The 16,586-nt window shown below is 36.5% G+C and carries 20 protein-coding genes and 1 other RNA gene; 10 read left to right on the forward strand and 11 right to left on the reverse strand.

What is annotated here, in order from left to right:
* The first annotated feature begins 322 nt into the window (after positions 1–322).
* Positions 323–1,036 (forward strand): tRNA (guanosine(37)-N1)-methyltransferase TrmD, encoded by a 714-nt coding sequence (gene trmD, locus Dongsha4_RS13365; protein ID WP_330202855.1) that lies wholly within the window; start codon positions 323–325, stop codon positions 1,034–1,036.
* Between the two features lie 22 nt (positions 1,037–1,058).
* On the opposite strand, the gene Dongsha4_RS13370 is transcribed toward trmD, so the two are convergent.
* Together Dongsha4_RS13370 and Dongsha4_RS13375 are read right to left on the reverse strand one after the other, a co-directional pair.
* Complete coding sequence (locus tag Dongsha4_RS13370) at positions 1,059–2,054, reverse strand: NAD(P)/FAD-dependent oxidoreductase (RefSeq protein WP_330202856.1); 996 nt, start codon at positions 2,052–2,054, stop codon at positions 1,059–1,061.
* Between the two features lie 205 nt (positions 2,055–2,259).
* Positions 2,260–2,829: a peroxiredoxin gene (locus Dongsha4_RS13375; protein ID WP_330202857.1), complete on the reverse strand. Its 570-nt coding sequence runs from the start codon at positions 2,827–2,829 to the stop codon at positions 2,260–2,262.
* 181 nt (positions 2,830–3,010) lie between these two features.
* Here Dongsha4_RS13375 and Dongsha4_RS13380 point away from each other — a divergent pair, with 181 nt between their 5' ends.
* Both Dongsha4_RS13380 and rnpB read left to right on the forward strand, forming a co-directional pair.
* The gene (locus Dongsha4_RS13380; RefSeq protein WP_330202858.1) at positions 3,011–3,436 is read left to right on the forward strand and encodes a Fur family transcriptional regulator; all 426 of its coding nucleotides are present in this window, start codon (positions 3,011–3,013) and stop codon (positions 3,434–3,436) included.
* Positions 3,437–3,476: 40 nt separating this feature from the next.
* An RNA gene (gene rnpB / locus Dongsha4_RS13385) (RNase P RNA component class A) lies at positions 3,477–3,861 on the forward strand.
* Positions 3,862–3,874: 13 nt separating this feature from the next.
* Here the strand turns inward: rnpB and Dongsha4_RS13390 are convergent.
* Entirely contained in the window at positions 3,875–4,270 is a 396-nt protein-coding gene (locus tag Dongsha4_RS13390) for a gamma-glutamylcyclotransferase family protein (RefSeq protein ID WP_330202859.1), read from the reverse strand.
* A gap of 31 nt (positions 4,271–4,301) precedes the next feature.
* Between Dongsha4_RS13390 and Dongsha4_RS13395 the strand changes: the two genes are divergently transcribed.
* Positions 4,302–5,279, forward strand: a complete 978-nt coding sequence (locus Dongsha4_RS13395; RefSeq protein WP_330202860.1) for an ABC transporter permease — start codon at positions 4,302–4,304, stop codon at positions 5,277–5,279.
* Positions 5,280–5,409: 130 nt separating this feature from the next.
* Here the strand turns inward: Dongsha4_RS13395 and Dongsha4_RS13400 are convergent, their stop codons facing one another.
* The gene (locus tag Dongsha4_RS13400; protein WP_330202861.1) at positions 5,410–6,852 is read right to left on the reverse strand and encodes a collagen-like protein; all 1,443 of its coding nucleotides are present in this window, start codon (positions 6,850–6,852) and stop codon (positions 5,410–5,412) included.
* A gap of 115 nt (positions 6,853–6,967) precedes the next feature.
* Between Dongsha4_RS13400 and kaiC the strand changes: the two genes are divergently transcribed.
* The 3 genes from kaiC to Dongsha4_RS13415 all read left to right on the forward strand — a co-directional run bounded on the left by kaiC (position 6,968) and on the right by Dongsha4_RS13415 (position 10,207).
* Positions 6,968–8,488 carry a circadian clock protein KaiC gene (kaiC, locus tag Dongsha4_RS13405; RefSeq protein WP_099436698.1) on the forward strand — a complete coding sequence of 507 codons (1,521 nt, stop codon included), beginning with the start codon at positions 6,968–6,970 and terminating at the stop codon, positions 8,486–8,488.
* 237 nt (positions 8,489–8,725) lie between these two features.
* The gene (locus Dongsha4_RS13410) at positions 8,726–9,337 is read left to right on the forward strand and encodes an alpha/beta hydrolase (RefSeq protein ID WP_330202862.1); all 612 of its coding nucleotides are present in this window, start codon (positions 8,726–8,728) and stop codon (positions 9,335–9,337) included.
* Positions 9,338–9,475: 138 nt separating this feature from the next.
* Positions 9,476–10,207, forward strand: coding sequence for a heme oxygenase (biliverdin-producing) (locus tag Dongsha4_RS13415; RefSeq protein ID WP_330202863.1), 732 nt, complete (start codon positions 9,476–9,478; stop codon positions 10,205–10,207).
* A 239-nt stretch (positions 10,208–10,446) separates the two neighbouring features.
* Here the strand turns inward: Dongsha4_RS13415 and Dongsha4_RS13420 are convergent, their stop codons facing one another.
* The gene (locus Dongsha4_RS13420) at positions 10,447–10,746 is read right to left on the reverse strand and encodes a hypothetical protein (RefSeq protein WP_330202864.1); all 300 of its coding nucleotides are present in this window, start codon (positions 10,744–10,746) and stop codon (positions 10,447–10,449) included.
* A gap of 258 nt (positions 10,747–11,004) precedes the next feature.
* Between Dongsha4_RS13420 and psb35 the strand changes: the two genes are divergently transcribed.
* From psb35 to crtB, 3 genes are all read left to right on the forward strand, one after another.
* Entirely contained in the window at positions 11,005–11,478 is a 474-nt protein-coding gene (psb35, locus tag Dongsha4_RS13425) for a photosystem II assembly protein Psb35 (RefSeq protein ID WP_330202865.1), read from the forward strand.
* A gap of 155 nt (positions 11,479–11,633) precedes the next feature.
* Positions 11,634–13,049: a 15-cis-phytoene desaturase gene (gene pds, locus Dongsha4_RS13430; protein WP_330202866.1), complete on the forward strand. Its 1,416-nt coding sequence runs from the start codon at positions 11,634–11,636 to the stop codon at positions 13,047–13,049.
* Between the two features lie 303 nt (positions 13,050–13,352).
* On the forward strand, positions 13,353–14,282 hold the full coding sequence (crtB, locus tag Dongsha4_RS13435; RefSeq protein ID WP_330202867.1) for a 15-cis-phytoene synthase CrtB: 930 nt from the start codon (positions 13,353–13,355) through the stop codon (positions 14,280–14,282).
* 176 nt (positions 14,283–14,458) lie between these two features.
* Here crtB and Dongsha4_RS13440 read toward each other — a convergent pair whose 3' ends face one another.
* The 6 genes from Dongsha4_RS13440 to Dongsha4_RS13465 all read right to left on the reverse strand — a co-directional run bounded on the left by Dongsha4_RS13440 (position 14,459) and on the right by Dongsha4_RS13465 (position 16,584).
* Positions 14,459–14,812, reverse strand: coding sequence for a metal-sensitive transcriptional regulator (locus Dongsha4_RS13440; protein WP_330202868.1), 354 nt, complete (start codon positions 14,810–14,812; stop codon positions 14,459–14,461).
* A 241-nt stretch (positions 14,813–15,053) separates the two neighbouring features.
* Positions 15,054–15,371 (reverse strand): transposase family protein, encoded by a 318-nt coding sequence (locus Dongsha4_RS13445; protein WP_330202869.1) that lies wholly within the window; start codon positions 15,369–15,371, stop codon positions 15,054–15,056.
* Positions 15,332–15,730 (reverse strand): type II toxin-antitoxin system VapC family toxin, encoded by a 399-nt coding sequence (locus Dongsha4_RS13450; RefSeq protein ID WP_330202870.1) that lies wholly within the window; start codon positions 15,728–15,730, stop codon positions 15,332–15,334. The genes Dongsha4_RS13445 and Dongsha4_RS13450 overlap by 40 nt, the downstream gene beginning before the upstream one ends.
* On the reverse strand, positions 15,715–15,843 hold the full coding sequence (locus Dongsha4_RS13455; RefSeq protein WP_330202871.1) for a hypothetical protein: 129 nt from the start codon (positions 15,841–15,843) through the stop codon (positions 15,715–15,717). Before Dongsha4_RS13455 ends, Dongsha4_RS13450 begins: the two co-directional genes overlap by 16 nt.
* Before the next feature lie 118 nt (positions 15,844–15,961).
* Positions 15,962–16,093 (reverse strand): hypothetical protein, encoded by a 132-nt coding sequence (locus tag Dongsha4_RS13460; protein WP_330202872.1) that lies wholly within the window; start codon positions 16,091–16,093, stop codon positions 15,962–15,964.
* A 68-nt stretch (positions 16,094–16,161) separates the two neighbouring features.
* Complete coding sequence (locus Dongsha4_RS13465; RefSeq protein ID WP_330202873.1) at positions 16,162–16,584, reverse strand: hypothetical protein; 423 nt, start codon at positions 16,582–16,584, stop codon at positions 16,162–16,164.
* Positions 16,585–16,586: the final 2 nt, after the last annotated feature.

The following is a 16,586-nucleotide window of genomic DNA, read 5'->3' on the forward strand; positions in this document are numbered from 1 at the left end:
ATACCATTAACAGTAAAAGCGAGTAAAACATCTGTCGGATTCAGATTTTTTTTTACTCACCTAAGATTAATATTTCCCATGATCAGATTATCATAATCTCTACCATTGAAGATTAATCAAGGTCAACAATTGCTCATAAATAGCAAATCATGAATAATAATGATATATCAAGCTCTTAAAATAATTAAATTGAACTTTAAACAAAAATTATCAATTTTTAATGGCTATCCCATATAATCATGAAAATTTGGGCTAAACTGTCATTTTTTTGACCATTATTACTTTTTCTCTGATTAAATTACCTTAAATATAATTCTTAGTTGTGCAAATAGACGTTATTACTTTATTTCCAGATTTTTTTTCCTCTTCTTTGAGTTGTGGCTTGTTAGGTAAGGCTTTAAATAAAGGCATTGCCTCCGTAAATTTAGTTAATCCCAGAGACTTTACCACCGATAAACACCATCAAGTTGATGATGAACCCTATGGGGGGGGTGTTGGTATGGTATTAAAACCAGAGCCTATTTTTGCGGCGGTGGAATCTTTACCGATTTTGGAATCGAGGGAGGTAATTTTACTTTCTCCTCAAGGGCAAACTATGGATCAACCTCTTTTACGAGAATTAGCCAATTTTAAGCAATTAGTCTTAATTTGCGGACATTACGAAGGCATTGACGAGAGAGTACATAATATTATCACCAGAGAAGTTTCTTTAGGGGATTTTGTTTTAACCTGTGGGGAAATACCTGCTTTAGCTTTAATAAATGGGGTTATTCGACTATTACCAGGTACTGTGGGTAAGGTAGAATCCCTTTATGCAGATAGCTTTGAGGATGGTTTATTGGATTATCCTCATTATACTCGCCCTGCCGTTTTTAGAGGATGGGAAGTTCCCTCTGTGCTACGTTCAGGAAATCACAAAAAAATTGCCCAATGGCGAAAGGAAAAGCAGTTGGAAGCAACAAAAAAGAAACGCCCAGACTTAATGGAAAAGTATTATTTAGAGTTGAAAAATAAGAGTGAAAAGTTACAAGGGTAAAGGACAAGGAGAAAAGGCAATGTTAAATTTTAACTAAATTCTCTTCCCATTTTCTTGCTGGTGATTGACGGCGAATGTTACGCCAAATTTGAGTGGCGGCTAAAGTTCCATCTGCTACGGCAACAGATACCTGATTTAAGCCTTTTTTCAAGTCTCCCAAAGCGAAGATGCGATCGTGGCTTGTTTGTGCCATATCATTGGTAACAAGGTTTTCTCCATCCCATTCTAAGCCTTCTATACCTTTGAGATAGTGATTATGATAAATTGAACCCATATTAATTAAACCTGTTGTTGCCTCAATAAAAGTTCCGTCAACTAATTCTACCCCTTGCATTTTATGGTCTTCTCCCACAAAACGTGCGATCGCACTTTCATATAAGGGATAACCATGTTCTGCCAATTTCTGTTTCATTTCGTCGCTAACAGTGCATAAACCATGAGTTAAAACAGTAATGTAAGGGGTAAACCAATTGAGTACAAATGCCGCATTTATCTGGGATTCTCTGCCAACAATTAAGACAGCCTTTTGATCCCACATATCAAAACCATCACAAATCATGCACACATGGAGCGTGTATCCAGCATAATCATAAACATTTTGCATATCATCTAATTGGGGTAAAACATCAATTACCCCTGAAGCGGCAATTAAATACTTACTGCGGAAAACTGGATAAATACTGTCTTTTTTGCCAACCTTAACCTTAACAGCAAAAGTTTCTCCCTCGTCTGTGACATCTTCTACGTAACCTCTTAAATGGTCTGCACCCCAGTCAACGGCTTGTTTCGTGCCATGATTAACAATATCTCTACCGGGGGTATCAGGATCAAGACCCACATAATTACGTAAATCCTGCATCCATATTGAGCGCCCTTTACCTTTTTCGATGACTAGACATTTCAAACCATACCTAGCTAAGTAGATAGCCGCCGATAAACCTCCCATGCCACCACCAACCACAATGACATCATAAACTGTATCCAAACGAGTATCTAAATTTTTGCTGGATAATCTCATGTGCTATCTCTCCTGTAACTAAATTACTTTATAACTACATAATAATCAAAATTTAATATTATCTAGCCTATTACAATATTTATTTTTTGTAGTGAATAATTATCGAGTTATGCCCTTCCAGAGTATGGTTTATCATGATAGGGAAAAGAAACGGCATAATAAAAACTATGCCGCCAAAACACTTGTATAGAAAAATCTATAGTTATTAACCTACGAATTCTTTACGAGGCTCAGAAACTCCTTGAGGTTGTTCTCCTTTGAGGTAAGCTAACATGGTGTCAGCGTCGGAAACCTCAAAAGGATCAGTAGGACAGTTATCAGAGAAATTAGGCTCAACGAAGATTTTTTCGATCTTACAGTCGTTAACAAGCATAGAATAACGCCAAGATCTTAAACCAAAACCGAGATTAGATTTATCAACTAACATCCCCATTTTACGGGTGAATTCACCATTACCATCGGGAAGTAAGAAAACATTTTTTGCTCCGATTTCTTTACCCCATTTGAACATAACAAAGGCATCATTGACAGAAACGCAAATAATTTCATCTACTCCTAAAGCCTTGAACTCATCGTATAATTCTTCGTAACGAGGAAGGTGATTGGAAGAACAAGTAGGAGTAAATGCACCGGGTAAAGAGAATACTACTACTTTTTTACCACCGAAAATATCTTGAGTGGTTTTGTCTTCCCAACGATAAGGATTAGGTTGAATAGATTCGTCACGGACACGGGTTTTAAATACTACGTCAGGAACTCTTTCAAGTACTGCCATGGGTTAATTTCTCCAATCTAAATGTTTTCAATATTTCGAGCTTTTTTACTGCTCTTATTTAAGAATAACTCTTATTTAAGAATATGTCAATGGCAATAATCATTTTATTTTTGTTACCTTAGAAGAAATAAAGAAAAATCATATAAGCAAATATAGTTTCGAGATTTCAACGCAATTAAAAATGGTTATAAGCAAAGATAATATTATCAAAACATTGAAATCAAAAGGATTGAGGGTAACACCCCAAAGATTTGCGGTTTACTCCAATTTACTTCATAGGTGTGATCATCCTACTGCTGAACAGATTCTTACGGACTTAAATCAAGAAGTGCCAACTCTTTCTCAGGCAACGGTATATCTTTCTTTACAGACTCTTCAAAATGTCGGTTTAGTTAAAGAGGTTTTATTAGAGGAGGGTGTTTGTCGTTATGATGCTAATGTTGCTCCTCATCATCATTTTCTCTGTGAGTGTTGTGGGGAAATAGAGGATATTCCTTGGGATAGTTTAACGGGTATCAATATCAATAACTTACGTCAGGGCTTGAAAGTTGATCGCTTTGAAGTAACGGTTTATGGTAGATGCGATCGCTGTTCTGATGGTAATTAAAATCACTCAAAGACAAAAAAGTCATTAAAATAATAGCAAGAAGAGTCATGGAGGTAGTTGCGAACTAAACTTTTCCTGTGAGGTTTAAGATTTAGTTTGAGGAAAGTCCGGACTCCCGAAAGACCAAACCTGCTGGGTAACGCCCAGTGCGCGTGAGCGTGAGGATAGTGCCACAGAAAAATACCGCCTCCGATTATTAGAGGTAAGGGTGCAAAGGTGAGGGTAAGAGCCCACCAGCAGTATCGAGAGGTACTGGCTCGGTAAACCCCAGTTGGGAGCAAGGTCGAAGGAATTATGGTTGGTCTTTTTCCGATTCCGTTTTTGGTGTACCGCTTGAGGTGATTAGTAATAGTCATCCCAGATAGATAACTACCCCTTTAATTTATTTAAAGGAACAGAATCCGGCTTATGAGTGACTCTTCTTTCTCTATACACTCATTAATTAAATTCCCACCATCCAGATGGTAAAAAAACACCATTTAAAGATGCGATCGCACTCTCTTTCATAAAGTAGCACCAAGCCTCATCTATGGGTTGATTATCATCGCTATAAACAATTATTTTTCGCCGTTCATATTCATTCAAAGGGGAATTATCAATTCCTGTATAACCCTCCAACTTATCAAGATTATTTAAGTGTTTAAAAGAAGCGAAAGATAGTAGATAGCCATAAACTTTTTCTTCTCCTTCAGCCATAGCAGGATAACCTACAGGTAAATCATACAATTTGCCTTTTGTCCAACACTTCACCTCATTAATGGTTTTTCCTTGACAATAAATTTTATAGTATTTTCCAGAGGGTTTTAATGTGCCATAAACAAAAACTTTTAACATAGATTTACCTAAATTATCAAATTCTTAAACAATGTTTTACATTATCAAAAGATTACTGCAAGGATTATTAACCTTATTGTTAGCATCTATACTAAGTTTTGCAATTATTCAACTAGCCCCCGGAGACTATTTAGATAATTTACGACAGAATCCAACCATATCTCAAGAAACCATTGAAGAATTAAAAATTCGTTTTGGATTAGATAAATCAGCGATTGAGCAGTATTGGTTATGGTTTAAACAAGTGATTACGCATTTTGACTTTGGAGAAAGTTTTGTTTATTCCCGTTCTGTTTCGAGTTTGATTTTAGAGCGTATCCCCGCCACTTTACTGTTGGCTTGTTCTTCTATCATTATTACTTGGGCGATCGCACTTCCCCTCGGAACTATTAGTGCAGTAAAACAAAATACATTTACTGATCGATTTTTGAGAGTTATCAGTTACTTTGGTCAAGGATTTCCTAGTTTTATCACCGCCTTATTATTACTAATTTTGGCTCAATATCTTTCCCCTTTATTTCCCGTAGGAGGTATGACAAGTATCAATCATGCCGAGTTATCAACAGGGGGTAAAATTCTTGACATAGCATGGCACATGATATTACCCACCATTGCCTTAAGTATAACCAGTTTTGCAGGATTACAAAGACTAACTAGAGGGCAACTCCTAGATGTTTTAAGACAAGACTACATTCAAACAGCCAGAGCCAAGGGTTTACCAGAAAATAAAGTTATTTACGTCCATGCGTTACGCAATGCTATCAATCCATTAATCACTTTATTAGGGTTTGAATTTGCCAGTTTATTAAGTGGTTCATTCATTGCCGAATACTTTTTTAATTGGCCTGGGTTAGGTCGCCTAATCTTACAAGCAGTACAAGCTCAAGACTTATACTTAGTCATGGCAAGTCTGATGATGGGGGCAACAATGCTGATCATTGGTAATCTTTTCGCTGATATATTATTAACTGTTGTTGATCCTCGTATTCGATTGGATAATCTTGATTAACAAGAGAGAGTTCGGGGAGTTCGCCTTTGGCTCTTACACTCCCTTCGGTCGTGAACGAGGTTTTTAATTCTTAATTTTTAATTATCAACTATTTACCTTTGCCCTTTTTACTTTGCCTCTTGCCTTTTTATTAATTAAATGGTCCTAAAATAGTTCTCTCCGTAAGAGTTTGAGTGGCGGAGTTATCTCCAAAGGTTCTAGTAACAGTTAAATCTAATTGTATCGCCCTGTCTGGCTCTAAATAACGAGGATCAATGGGAAGTTGTCCAATATCGAGAATAAAGCGATTATTGCTATAGCGTACCATTTGGGGTGGGATTTCTCCTTCAAAACGCAGAGTATAGTCACTAACAGGACGAAAACGAGCTTCTCCAGAATTGGAAACACTATATTTGAGATAAAAGCTACTAGAAATTAAATCCGAGCGTTGGGCTGTGTCTGTTAACTCCCATTGTACACTTAAGCCTGAACCAGAAATTCCTTCACTTTTTAACTTCGTGGCTTCATCCGCCCTAATGGCATTAAAAACAAATAATTCGGTTACATTTCTTTTGGGAATAGTGTTAGTTTGTAACCAAATATCTGACGGTACTTTTATATCAACACTGCGATCGTCTTTTAGTTCAAGGGTAAGGGTGCGATCGGCAAAAGAGTCAAAAGATTGAGGGGCATTCCAAATTAAAACCACTGAATTTTCAATTCTTTCTACTAACTCCAAATATTGGTCATCAATTACAGAATTGGGGGCAAATAATGAAGTTGCACCACTACGAACTTCCCATACATTTTTTGACAAACTAAAACCACGACTTTTTAATTCATTCATTTTGACAGAAGCACTGATGCGATCGGGGGGTAAGGGTTTATCGCTATTAATAAGAGTTAAAGTGCCTAGTTTACCATCTCTACCATCTCGACCCGATCGCCCATTTTTCCCATTTTCTCCATTTAAACATCTAAATTCTTTTGTGCCACAACTATAGTCAGGACTACCGGGGCGACCATTGCAAAATTCTACAGTCCAATAAGGCTGAGGACACTGACAACCTTGACCTCCATTTCCACCTCTTCCTGCTTCTCCTCCCTTACCCCCTCCAGCTTGAACATAAATCTGCTCTAGATAGTTTTTATCAGTACTATAAATAGTTAAAGAACCCCCTCCTCCTCCATCACCTCCATTTCCACCAGTGCCGCCATCACCGCCATCAGCACCGACTAAATTATAGTTAACGTTGACGGGTTGGTTTTCACAAATGGCATTTTCCCCCGCACTTCCATTTTCTCCTGTTAATCCATCTTGTCCAGATAAATTGAGATTGAGAGGAGAACCATCGGCAAAAATTGTTAGCGATTCGCTATCTTTGCCCGTATCTCCATTATTTCCGTCAATTCCATCCTTCCCATTCTGCCCAAAACCAACAATTTGATTAGCAGAAACTTTTAACCAACACATCGTTGCTTGAGGCTTAATGAGAGAAAAAGCATCGATCGCACTCAGGAAAAATGTCAACACTAAAACCTTGCTTAACCAACCCATGACAGTACCTAAATATTTATGATTACTAATAGTCAAACGATGAGATTATATCACTAATCAAAATCATCTCTGTTAGCAAACTAGACAAAAACTTGCATTGAACTAAATCAAAATAGATAATATATTATGGTACGTGTTAGAGAGAAAATGAATGAGTCAAGGTGCAGAATTAGAGACTGACTACATAGAAAAACTAGAAACAGGAATCCCCGGATTTGACTTCTTAGCTGAAGGTGGACTGCCAAAAGGCAGGGCGACTCTCATTTCAGGTACGGCAGGAAGTGCAAAAACGGTCTTTGCTTGTCAATTTTTAGTCGAGGGCATAAAAAAAGGAGAAAACGGAGTATTTATCACCTTTGAAGAATCACCCAAAGCAATTAGAAAAAATATGCGGGGATTTGGTTGGAATATCAAAGAGTGGGAAGAAAATAGACAATGGGCATTCGTTGACGCTTCTCCTCAACCCGGTGAAACACCTATGGTAAGCGGAAAATATGATTTGGGTGCTTTAATTGCTCGTATAGAATACGCTATTCGCAAATATTCTGCCCAAAGAGTTTCTCTTGATTCTTTAGGAGCTATTTTTAGTCATCTTGCCGATAGCGCCCAAGTGAGAAGTGATTTATTCCGTTTAGCATCCGCACTCAGAGAGTTAGAAGTAACCGCTATTATGACGGCTGAACGTACAGAAGAATATGGAGAAATTAGTCGTTTTGGCGTAGAGGAATTCGTTGCCGATAATGTGGTGATTTTACGCAATGTGTTGAATGATGAAAAACGTCGTCGTACGATCGAAATTCTTAAATATAGAGGTACAGATCACCAAAAAGGCGAATATCCTTTTACCATCATTAAAGGTAAAGGAGCGGTAATCATACCCTTATCCGCGATCGAACTTGAGCAACATTCTTCTAACATACGCATTACATCGGGTAGTAAAGAACTAGATAAAATGTGCGGTGGTGGATTTTTCCGTGACTCTATTATTCTCGTATCTGGGGCAACAGGTACAGGCAAAACCTTAATGGTGACGGAATTTATGGCAGGTGGAGTTGAAAATAATGAACGTTGTTTAGTATTTGCCTTTGAAGAAAGTAGAGAACAATTATTCAGAAATGCCACTGGTTGGGGAGTGGACTTTGAAAAAATGGAAAAAGAAGGCAAATTAAAAGTTGTCTGTCGCTACCCTGAAACCACTGGTTTAGAAAACCATCTCATCAATATGAAAGATACTATCCAAACCTTTAAACCTAATCGGGTTGCTGTGGATAGTCTCAGTGCTTTAGAAAGGGTATCTACCCTAAAAGGATTTAGAGAATTTATTATTGGTTTAACCTCTTTTATCAAACAACAAGAAATCGGCGGTTTATTCACTTCTACTACTCCCACACTTTTAGGTGGTTCATCCATTACAGAAGCCCATATTTCCACTATCACTGACTCTATAATTCTTTTGCGCTATGTGGAAATGTACGGGGAAATGCGTCGAGGCATCACTGTTTTAAAAATGCGTGGCTCAATGCACGATAAAGATATTAGAGAGTTTACCATTGATAATAGAGGAATGCACATAGGTCATCCTTTCCGTAATGTAACAGGTATTTTAGCAGGTACGCCTATGTACACCACTCAATCTGAAGTAGAACGTCTTACTAATCTATTTGACGAATAATTATGAAGCGTTGGTTAGTGATGAAGAAATCTCAGTTCAGTTTAAGAATATCGAATAAGGGTTCGGAGTTCGGAGTTCGGAGTTCGGAGTTCAGAGTTTTTAATTCTTAATTTTTAATTATCAACTATTCACCCCAACACTATTCACCTTTGCCCCTTGCCCCTTGCCCTTTTAACTTTGCCTGTTGCCTACCCTAACCAATAATTTAACATACTCATAGTAATAGAGCCTTTAAAAATGACTTTAGACGTAATTTCTCATAATCCTACTAATAATAAATCTCCAGAGTTTGTTTTTGTCTTACTCCATGGCTGGGGTGCTAATTATCACGATTTAATAGCCCTCATTCCAATGTTAAATTTACCATCTTGTTTATTTCTTTTTCCCAATGCTCCCTATCTTCATCCTCAAGTGCCGGGAGGAAGGGCTTGGTATGAATTAGACAACAATAATGAGGGTATTTCTGCTAGTTTAGATCAATTTTATCGATGGTTATTGTCTTTGGAAGATACAACTAATCTACCTTTAAGCAAAACCTTTGTAGGAGGCTTTTCCCAAGGAGGAGCGATGAGTTTAGATGTGGGCTTACAATTACCCGTAGCTGGAGTTATTAGTTTGAGTGGCTACCTACATTTTGAACCCACCAGCGACAGAAATCCTTTTCCTCCTACTTTCATGTCTCATGGTACACAAGATGCGGTTATTCCCATAGAATCTGCCCGTGTGGCACGGAAAAAACTAGAAAATGTGGGAGTTAATCTCACTTATCATGAGTTTGACATTGGTCACGAAATCATACCCGCTCAAGCCCATCTAATACATGATTTTATTCTTAAGGTCGTAGCTTAATTTTTCAGCAAGTATCTGATTGTAAAAATTCTTAATATAAACTGATCATGATTCGGTTTAAGGTTAAAAACTAGCAATAAAAAACCTTTTGTTAATTTTTATAAACATATTTTCAGAAATATTAGGGAATCAAATATCATGACAGTTAATCTAGCCACAATGTTAAAAGAAGGTACGAAAAAATCCCATTCTATGGCAGAAAATATGGGGTTTATTAAGTGCTTTCTTAAAGGGGTAGTTGAGAAAAATTCCTATCGTAAGTTAGCGGCAAATCTTTATTTCGTTTATGGGGCAATGGAAGAAGAAATGGAACGCTTAAAAGACCACCCCATTGTTGGTAAAATTTATTTTCCTGAGTTAAATCGTCAGCCTAGTTTAGCTAAAGATTTACAGTTCTATTATGGAGCTAACTGGAAAAACGAAATTCAAATTACTCCAGCAGGACAAGCATACGTCGATCGCATCCATGAAATTGCAAATAACCAACCTGAATTGTTTGCGGCACATTCTTACACTCGTTATTTAGGAGACCTTTCTGGGGGTCAAATATTGAAAAATATTGCCCAAAAAGCAATGAATTTGGATGGAGAAGGTACTGCTTTTTATGAGTTTGAAACCATCAGCGATGAAAAAGCCTTCAAAAATATGTATCGTCAAGCCTTAAATGATTTACCTGTGGATGAAGCAACTGCAGAGAAAATTGTGGATGAAGCTAATGATGCTTTTGCTATGAATATGAAAATGTTCCAAGAATTAGAAGGTAACTTAATCATGGCTATTGGTAAAATGTTGTTTAACACCCTCACATCTCGCCGTCGTCGTGGTAGCACTGAGTCAGATAATCAAGGAGAATTAGCGACTCAACGTTAAGCATTTAATTATAGGTTGTTTTTATTTTCAATTAAGAAATCTTTTAGGGTGGGCTATGCTCACCATTTATTGTTTTGTCATAAATTATTAGACTTCTTGTCTGAGTGAGGGGGCGATAAATAGCATGAAAATACCCCAGATTCTCCTCCTCTGGTTGAGATAATGTACGATAATGTACTTTGAGAAAGAAAATTTCTGGGGGGTAGGAAAAAAATCCTTAACAGAATTGACTTTTATTTTTATTGGAATTTAGACCATGCTTGATTGAAGGAATCATTTAATTCATTCCATGCTTTATCAAAACCTTTTTGAATTTCGCCCCATGCTTCTTCACTAGCGTCTTGAAGCTCTTTAAATTTGGATTGTACTGCATCTCTTTGAGCGTATAATTTTTCCAATTGATTATTATATTCGACTGCTACGTCTGCTTTTGCCTCTTTAGCTTTAGCACTCATTTGCTCAATTTGAGCGTTGATTTTATCAATTTGAGCTTTGACTTTCTCTTGATAAGCCTGTTTATTTTCTGTGATATTTGCCATAATATTCTTATCTATTGCTATTCTTTGATTTACTTAAATAATGGATTAATTTTTAGTTTGAAAATTTAACCCTTCACTTTAATCTTAGGAGAATTTTAGACTCATTGTCATCTACTAAAAGACATAAATAATATTTATTTGATAACTATTAATCTATTCCTTTAGGAAGAGGTAAATATACTTATATGGAGGGATGTAATTGAACTTATCTAAAGGCTAGGCTAGTAAGTGAAGTCAAGAAAGACGGAACAAATTTTTATGGAATTATTAATACAACTTACCGCCGAAACCAGCCATTTTCCCGTTACTGCCGTGAGTGTTTTAATTGTAGGTTTTATTGCCGCAGTGGGTATAGGCTCGATCGCATGGTATAATTCTAACCGTGTTGTGGGTTGGAAAGGTGAAGGAGAAAAACCTGAACAGAATTACAATAAAAGAGAAAAATCCGCAAACTACGATCGCAATATTACCTCCGCAGAAACTGCCGCACGTATTAGAAGAGAAGGAGAAAACTTTAAATCAATTCCTGAGTCTGATACTTCCACTGACACTACTGGTGGTTATACCGTTAGCAGAGAAGGTTTAGTGAATAATTATGCCGTAGAACCTGAAATGTATGTTAATCAACCCGGAGACTTAAGAGAAAAAGAAGAAGCGGAGAAAGTTGCAAGGGCAAAAGAATTGAAAGAGGTTAACAGTAGTGATGGAGACAAAGGGGTTGGAGTAGTATAAATCCTTTAACTAAATTTAGAAACTTAAATGCCTAGTTACCTACTGGGCTTTTTTTTTGTCCATCTTTTTGACTTTTTTTTAGAAAAATGTTACGAAATGTCAAGAAATGCTACTAAAATGATAAAGAGAAATCAAGTAGAAGAAAAGGAAAATAAATGCGAGTAGCCATAGCAGGTGCTGGATTAGCTGGACTTTCTTGCGCTAAATACTTAGCGGATGCAGGACACACCCCCATTGTACTCGAACGTAGAGACGTATTGGGAGGAAAAGTTGCGGCATGGAAAGACGAAGATGGAGATTGGTACGAAACTGGACTTCATATTTTTTTTGGGGCTTATCCCAATATGTTGCAATTATTTCACGAGTTAGGTATTGAAGATCGCCTTCAGTGGAAAGAGCATACAATGATTTTTAACCAACCAGAAAAACCGGGGACTTATTCAAGATTTGACTTTCCAGATATACCCGCTCCCTTAAATGGTTTAGTAGCAATTTTGCGTAACAACGATATGTTAACTTGGGGAGAAAAAATTAAGTTTGGTATGGGTTTATTACCTGCTATCATTCAGGGACAAGACTATGTAGAAGAAATGGATAAATACTCATGGTCTGAGTGGATGGCAAAACAAAATATCCCTTCCCGTATCGAAAAAGAAGTATTTATAGCCATGTCAAAGGCTTTAAACTTTATCAACCCTGATGAAATTTCCGCCACAATTCTCTTAACTGCCTTAAATCGCTTTTTACAAGAGAAAAACGGTTCAAAAATGGCGTTTTTAGACGGTTCACCTACAGAAAGACTTTGTCAGCCCATCGTTGACTATATTACAGAAAGAGGGGGAGAAGTACGTTTAAATGCTCCTTTGAAAGAGATTTTATTGAATGAAGATGGTAGTGTTAAAGGGTTTTTAATTAGAGGTTTAAACGGCGAGGCTGATGAGGTATTTGAAGCTGATTTATACGTTTCTGCCATGCCCGTTGATCCTCTCAAAGTTATTTTACCTTCTACTTGGAAAGAAATGTCCTTTTTCCAAAAATTAGACGGTTTAGAGGGTGTGCCTGTAATTAATTTACATCTGTGGTTCGATCGCAAATTAACCGATATAGATCATTTATTATTTTCTCGATCGCCCCTTTTGAGTGTTTATGCAGACATGAGCAACACCTGTAAAGAATACAGTAACCCCGATCGCTCCATGTTAGAATTAGTTTTAGCACCTGCCGCCGAATGGATTAGTAAGTCTGACGAAGAAATAATCGAAGCAACCATGCAGGAATTAAGACAACTATTTCCCCAACATTTCACAGGGGAAAATCAAGCAAAACTACTAAAATCTCATGTAGTCAAAACACCACGCTCTGTATATAAAGCGACACCAGGAAGACAAGCATATCGCCCAGATCAAAAAACTCCTATTTCTAACTTTTATTTAGCAGGGGATTTCACCATGCAAAAATATTTAGGAAGTATGGAGGGTGCAGTTTTATCAGGAAAACAAGCGGCACAAGTTATCAGTAAAGACTTTCCAGCCACTGTAGCGAAATCTAAATCTGAGCCTTCTTTAGTTTAGGCTATTGGGGTGTTGGATTGTTGGGGAAGCGTGGGAAGGAGGGGAAGCATGGGGAGATGGGGAAGTTTTTATTCCTAACCCCGAACTCGCAACCTCGAACCCCGAACTCCGAACTCCGAACTCCGAACTCTCAACCCCGAACTCCAAAAAAGTTGACAGTTGATAGTTGAAGGTTAATAATTGAACCTTAGTTATAGATTCTCAATAATTAAATAAAATTGCTCAGAAAATGAGACAATACTAGAGAATTGTCATTATTCTTATTTTTATATTAAATTTAGCTAATTATCACAGCAGGGATGAATGCTGCAACTGCCTAAAAAATTACAACCAAAACAACCTCTTGCCAGTTTGGAAGAATCTTATGAATATTGTCGTCAAGTTACGGCGAAATATTCTAAAACTTTTTATTTGGGTACATTGCTAATGCCTAAAGAAAAAAGAAGTGCTATTTGGGCTATTTATGTTTGGTGTCGCCGTACAGATGAACTGGTAGATGGACCTCAAGCCAAATTGACAACCCCCGAAACTCTTGATTTGTGGGAGCAACAACTAGAGTCGGTATTTGCGGGACAACCTATAGATGATCCAGATGTGGCCTTGGTGGATACCCTAAAGCGTTATCCGATGGATATTCAACCTTTTAAGGATATGATTGCGGGTCAAAGAATGGATCTTTATCGTAACCGTTATGAAACTTTTGAGGATTTATATCTCTACTGTTACCGAGTCGCTGGAACTGTAGGGCTCATGTCTTCTTCTGTACTAGGGGTTGATAACTCTTATAAAAATGCTCCTTGGTATGATAAAACCGTCTATATACCCGAAAAAGAAGCGATCGCACTTGGTATCGCCAATCAATTAACCAATATTCTCCGAGACGTTGGGGAAGATATTGGCAGGGGAAGAATTTATCTACCGTTGGAAGATTTAGATAGATTTAATTATACTCAAGAGGATTTATTCAACAAAGTCATCGATGAGCGTTGGTATAACTTAATGAAATTCCAAATCAACCGTGCTAAAGAGTATTATCAACAAGCAGAGAGTGGAATTAAATCCCTGAATCCTGATGGAAGATGGCCTGTTTGGTCTGCTTTAATGTTATATCAGGGAATTCTCGATGTTATTGCCAAAAATAATTACGATGTGTTTAACCGTCGAGCTTTTGTGCCTACTCCTAATAAGATAATATATCTTCCTGTTGCATGGTTAAGAGCTCAAGCACTTTGAATAAAGGTCAAGAACAAAAGGGCAAAGGGCGAGGGGCAAAGGTAAGTAATTAATTCGTTTCTCCCCAATATCCTAACCCCCTAACTCTTGACTTCTACTTATTTATTTCGCCAAATATGCCACCTGAAACTTGCCTCAATTAGATACTTTTATAATCAAACTGAGGTTAATTAACTTTAAGAAGGCAAAAAGCGATCGAGTGCTGACTTTAAAGCCGCTATTTCTTCTTCTATTCCTCCCTCTTCTGCCGCCCGAGTAATACATTCGCTTAAATGTTCATCCAAAATTAATCTTGCCACCCTATCTAATGCCCCACGAATTGCCGCAATTTGGATTAAAACTTCAGGGCAATCTCTACCCTCATTAATCATGGTTTTTATTCCTCTAACATGACCTTCGATGCGAGACAAACGATTGATTATTTTACGCTGAGATTCTTCGCTGTGAATATGACCGTGATGATGTTGTTTATTATTGTTGTGAGAATGTTTATGTTGTTGCGGATTATTATCTGGGAAAACTGTGGTCATGAATTTCTCTTGTTTTGATGATAACTTTGATAACTAAATATAATTCTAACCTAATCCAATAACTATCTAGACTTAATAGAGTTGTTGCAAAATAAAGAGATGAAGTTTTAATTCTAAATATTGAATAAAATTGATAATATCTTTCCCCTTCCTGATTTTATTTTATGCTGCTTCTAAGTAGAAATTCCATAATCCACACCCTGTCACCATTAATTTATCATCAAAATCCGCTTTTCTATTTCTATAAGTTGACGATACTGCATTGTATCGCTGAAACTCCTGAAAGGGCATTTTCACATCTGACTCTTTCCCTGGATAATTGCCGATTTTCTTCTTTTTGCTCTGCTGTTAACTCTCCTCCTCTGAGTTTTTTATGGGGTAAGGAGACATTTTCGTCAAATTTTTGTACTCCTTGAAATCCTGAATCCCCTTGTGCCTCTACCATATCTGGTATTCCCCCTATGATGTCAAACTGATCATGAATTTTTTTGTCATGTATCTTGCCGTTACAGGTCGGTGTTAACGGTAATATCTTTTTTTCTGGGTTGACCACCGCCACATTTTTACGAGTGTGTCTTTTCTTTTAAATAATTTAGCTAAAGCAATAATACTTGTATCCACTATTCCTAAATATATATCTTGATATTTTTGCATAATTATATAAGCTCTTTTCAAATCATCGATATTTACGGAAATATACTCAAAATAACCATTAAATAAATCTTCTATAAAGATAGCAAAAGCCGATTCTCCTAAATATTTTGTTGCTAAATAATCAACTTCAGGGATAATAGTTGAAGGGATTATAATATCATAATTTTCCACCACTTCAATAACTGATTGATGATGTTTATCACTGGCATTTAACAAAGCAATTATACCACTGGTATCAGCTAAAACTTTTAATCTTTTTGCCATAGTAATTCTTCGTCTTTTTCAGATAAATTACCTAATCCACTATTTCCAATTCCTGCACAACGAGGTAAGTGTTTTTTAGATGATATATTTGATTTATTTAAACCTTGTAGCAACTGATAAACTTGTTGTAATTATTTATAACTTAATTGCTCAATTTCTGCGTTTATTTGTTCTTTAATATTCATAATAAAAAACTCCATATTTAGTGATTATTTTCTTTTTCAAAACTCGTCAGGATTGATTTGTGCTTATTTCAAAATCAGACATACAACCGGGCAAATCAGGAAATTCAATTAAGTAATCGGGTCTATCTTCGAGAGATAATGCTTTTAATACATAAGGATATGATAAATTATGACTCATTATTTTAAGATCAAAAAAAGGTGAGTATTAAAACCACTTTAATTATAAATTACTTAATTGAGTAACTTCTAAAACCGATTGACATTTAATTCGAGATAACCAGAATTATCTCCATAATAACTATCAATTATACTAAAGTGAATTCTCGACAAAACTTTAGGATTCGCAATAGTAGTAAAGTTAATTTCTTTATTTTTATTATTTAGTACAAAATAGATCGATTTAACGTTACCTTGAGAAGGCCATTCTATTAAGTGTAAAGCACATCCATAGGATTTTGAATTTCCACCGACATTAACACCCGGGCTATTATTGGCAATTTTTACTTTGTATCTTGTATTGGGGGTTAAGTCAAGAAATTCTATTTCTCCAGTGGCTTTTAGAATTACTTTATCAACAGGAATTGCAACAGAACTATTGTGTTGAGAAATAATCAAAACAGATGCAAAAAAAAGAGATACTATAAAAAGTAAAAAAAATCTTTTAATCATTA

The sequence above is a fragment of the Cyanobacterium sp. Dongsha4 genome (genome assembly GCF_036345015.1).
Taxonomy (GTDB): domain Bacteria; phylum Cyanobacteriota; class Cyanobacteriia; order Cyanobacteriales; family Cyanobacteriaceae; genus PCC-10605.

Bases quoted from the DNA above. Each gene is read 5' to 3' on its own strand.
- Dongsha4_RS13370 (WP_330202856.1), bottom strand. From the start codon at position 2,054: ATGAGATTATCCAGCAAAAATTTAGATACTCGTTTGGATACAGTTTAT.
- Dongsha4_RS13375 (WP_330202857.1), bottom strand. From the start codon at position 2,829: ATGGCAGTACTTGAAAGAGTTCCTGACGTAGTATTTAAAACCCGTGTC.
- Dongsha4_RS13380 (WP_330202858.1), top strand. From the start codon at position 3,011: ATGGTTATAAGCAAAGATAATATTATCAAAACATTGAAATCAAAAGGA.
- Dongsha4_RS13390 (WP_330202859.1), bottom strand. From the start codon at position 4,270: ATGTTAAAAGTTTTTGTTTATGGCACATTAAAACCCTCTGGAAAATAC.
- Dongsha4_RS13395 (WP_330202860.1), top strand. From the start codon at position 4,302: ATGTTTTACATTATCAAAAGATTACTGCAAGGATTATTAACCTTATTG.
- kaiC (WP_099436698.1), top strand. From the start codon at position 6,968: ATGAGTCAAGGTGCAGAATTAGAGACTGACTACATAGAAAAACTAGAA.
- Dongsha4_RS13410 (WP_330202862.1), top strand. From the start codon at position 8,726: ATGACTTTAGACGTAATTTCTCATAATCCTACTAATAATAAATCTCCA.
- Dongsha4_RS13415 (WP_330202863.1), top strand. From the start codon at position 9,476: ATGACAGTTAATCTAGCCACAATGTTAAAAGAAGGTACGAAAAAATCC.
- Dongsha4_RS13420 (WP_330202864.1), bottom strand. From the start codon at position 10,746: ATGGCAAATATCACAGAAAATAAACAGGCTTATCAAGAGAAAGTCAAA.
- psb35 (WP_330202865.1), top strand. From the start codon at position 11,005: ATGGAATTATTAATACAACTTACCGCCGAAACCAGCCATTTTCCCGTT.
- pds (WP_330202866.1), top strand. From the start codon at position 11,634: ATGCGAGTAGCCATAGCAGGTGCTGGATTAGCTGGACTTTCTTGCGCT.
- crtB (WP_330202867.1), top strand. From the start codon at position 13,353: ATGCTGCAACTGCCTAAAAAATTACAACCAAAACAACCTCTTGCCAGT.
- Dongsha4_RS13440 (WP_330202868.1), bottom strand. From the start codon at position 14,812: ATGACCACAGTTTTCCCAGATAATAATCCGCAACAACATAAACATTCT.
- Dongsha4_RS13450 (WP_330202870.1), bottom strand. From the start codon at position 15,730: ATGGCAAAAAGATTAAAAGTTTTAGCTGATACCAGTGGTATAATTGCT.
- Dongsha4_RS13460 (WP_330202872.1), bottom strand. From the start codon at position 16,093: ATGAGTCATAATTTATCATATCCTTATGTATTAAAAGCATTATCTCTC.
- Dongsha4_RS13465 (WP_330202873.1), bottom strand. From the start codon at position 16,584: ATGATTAAAAGATTTTTTTTACTTTTTATAGTATCTCTTTTTTTTGCA.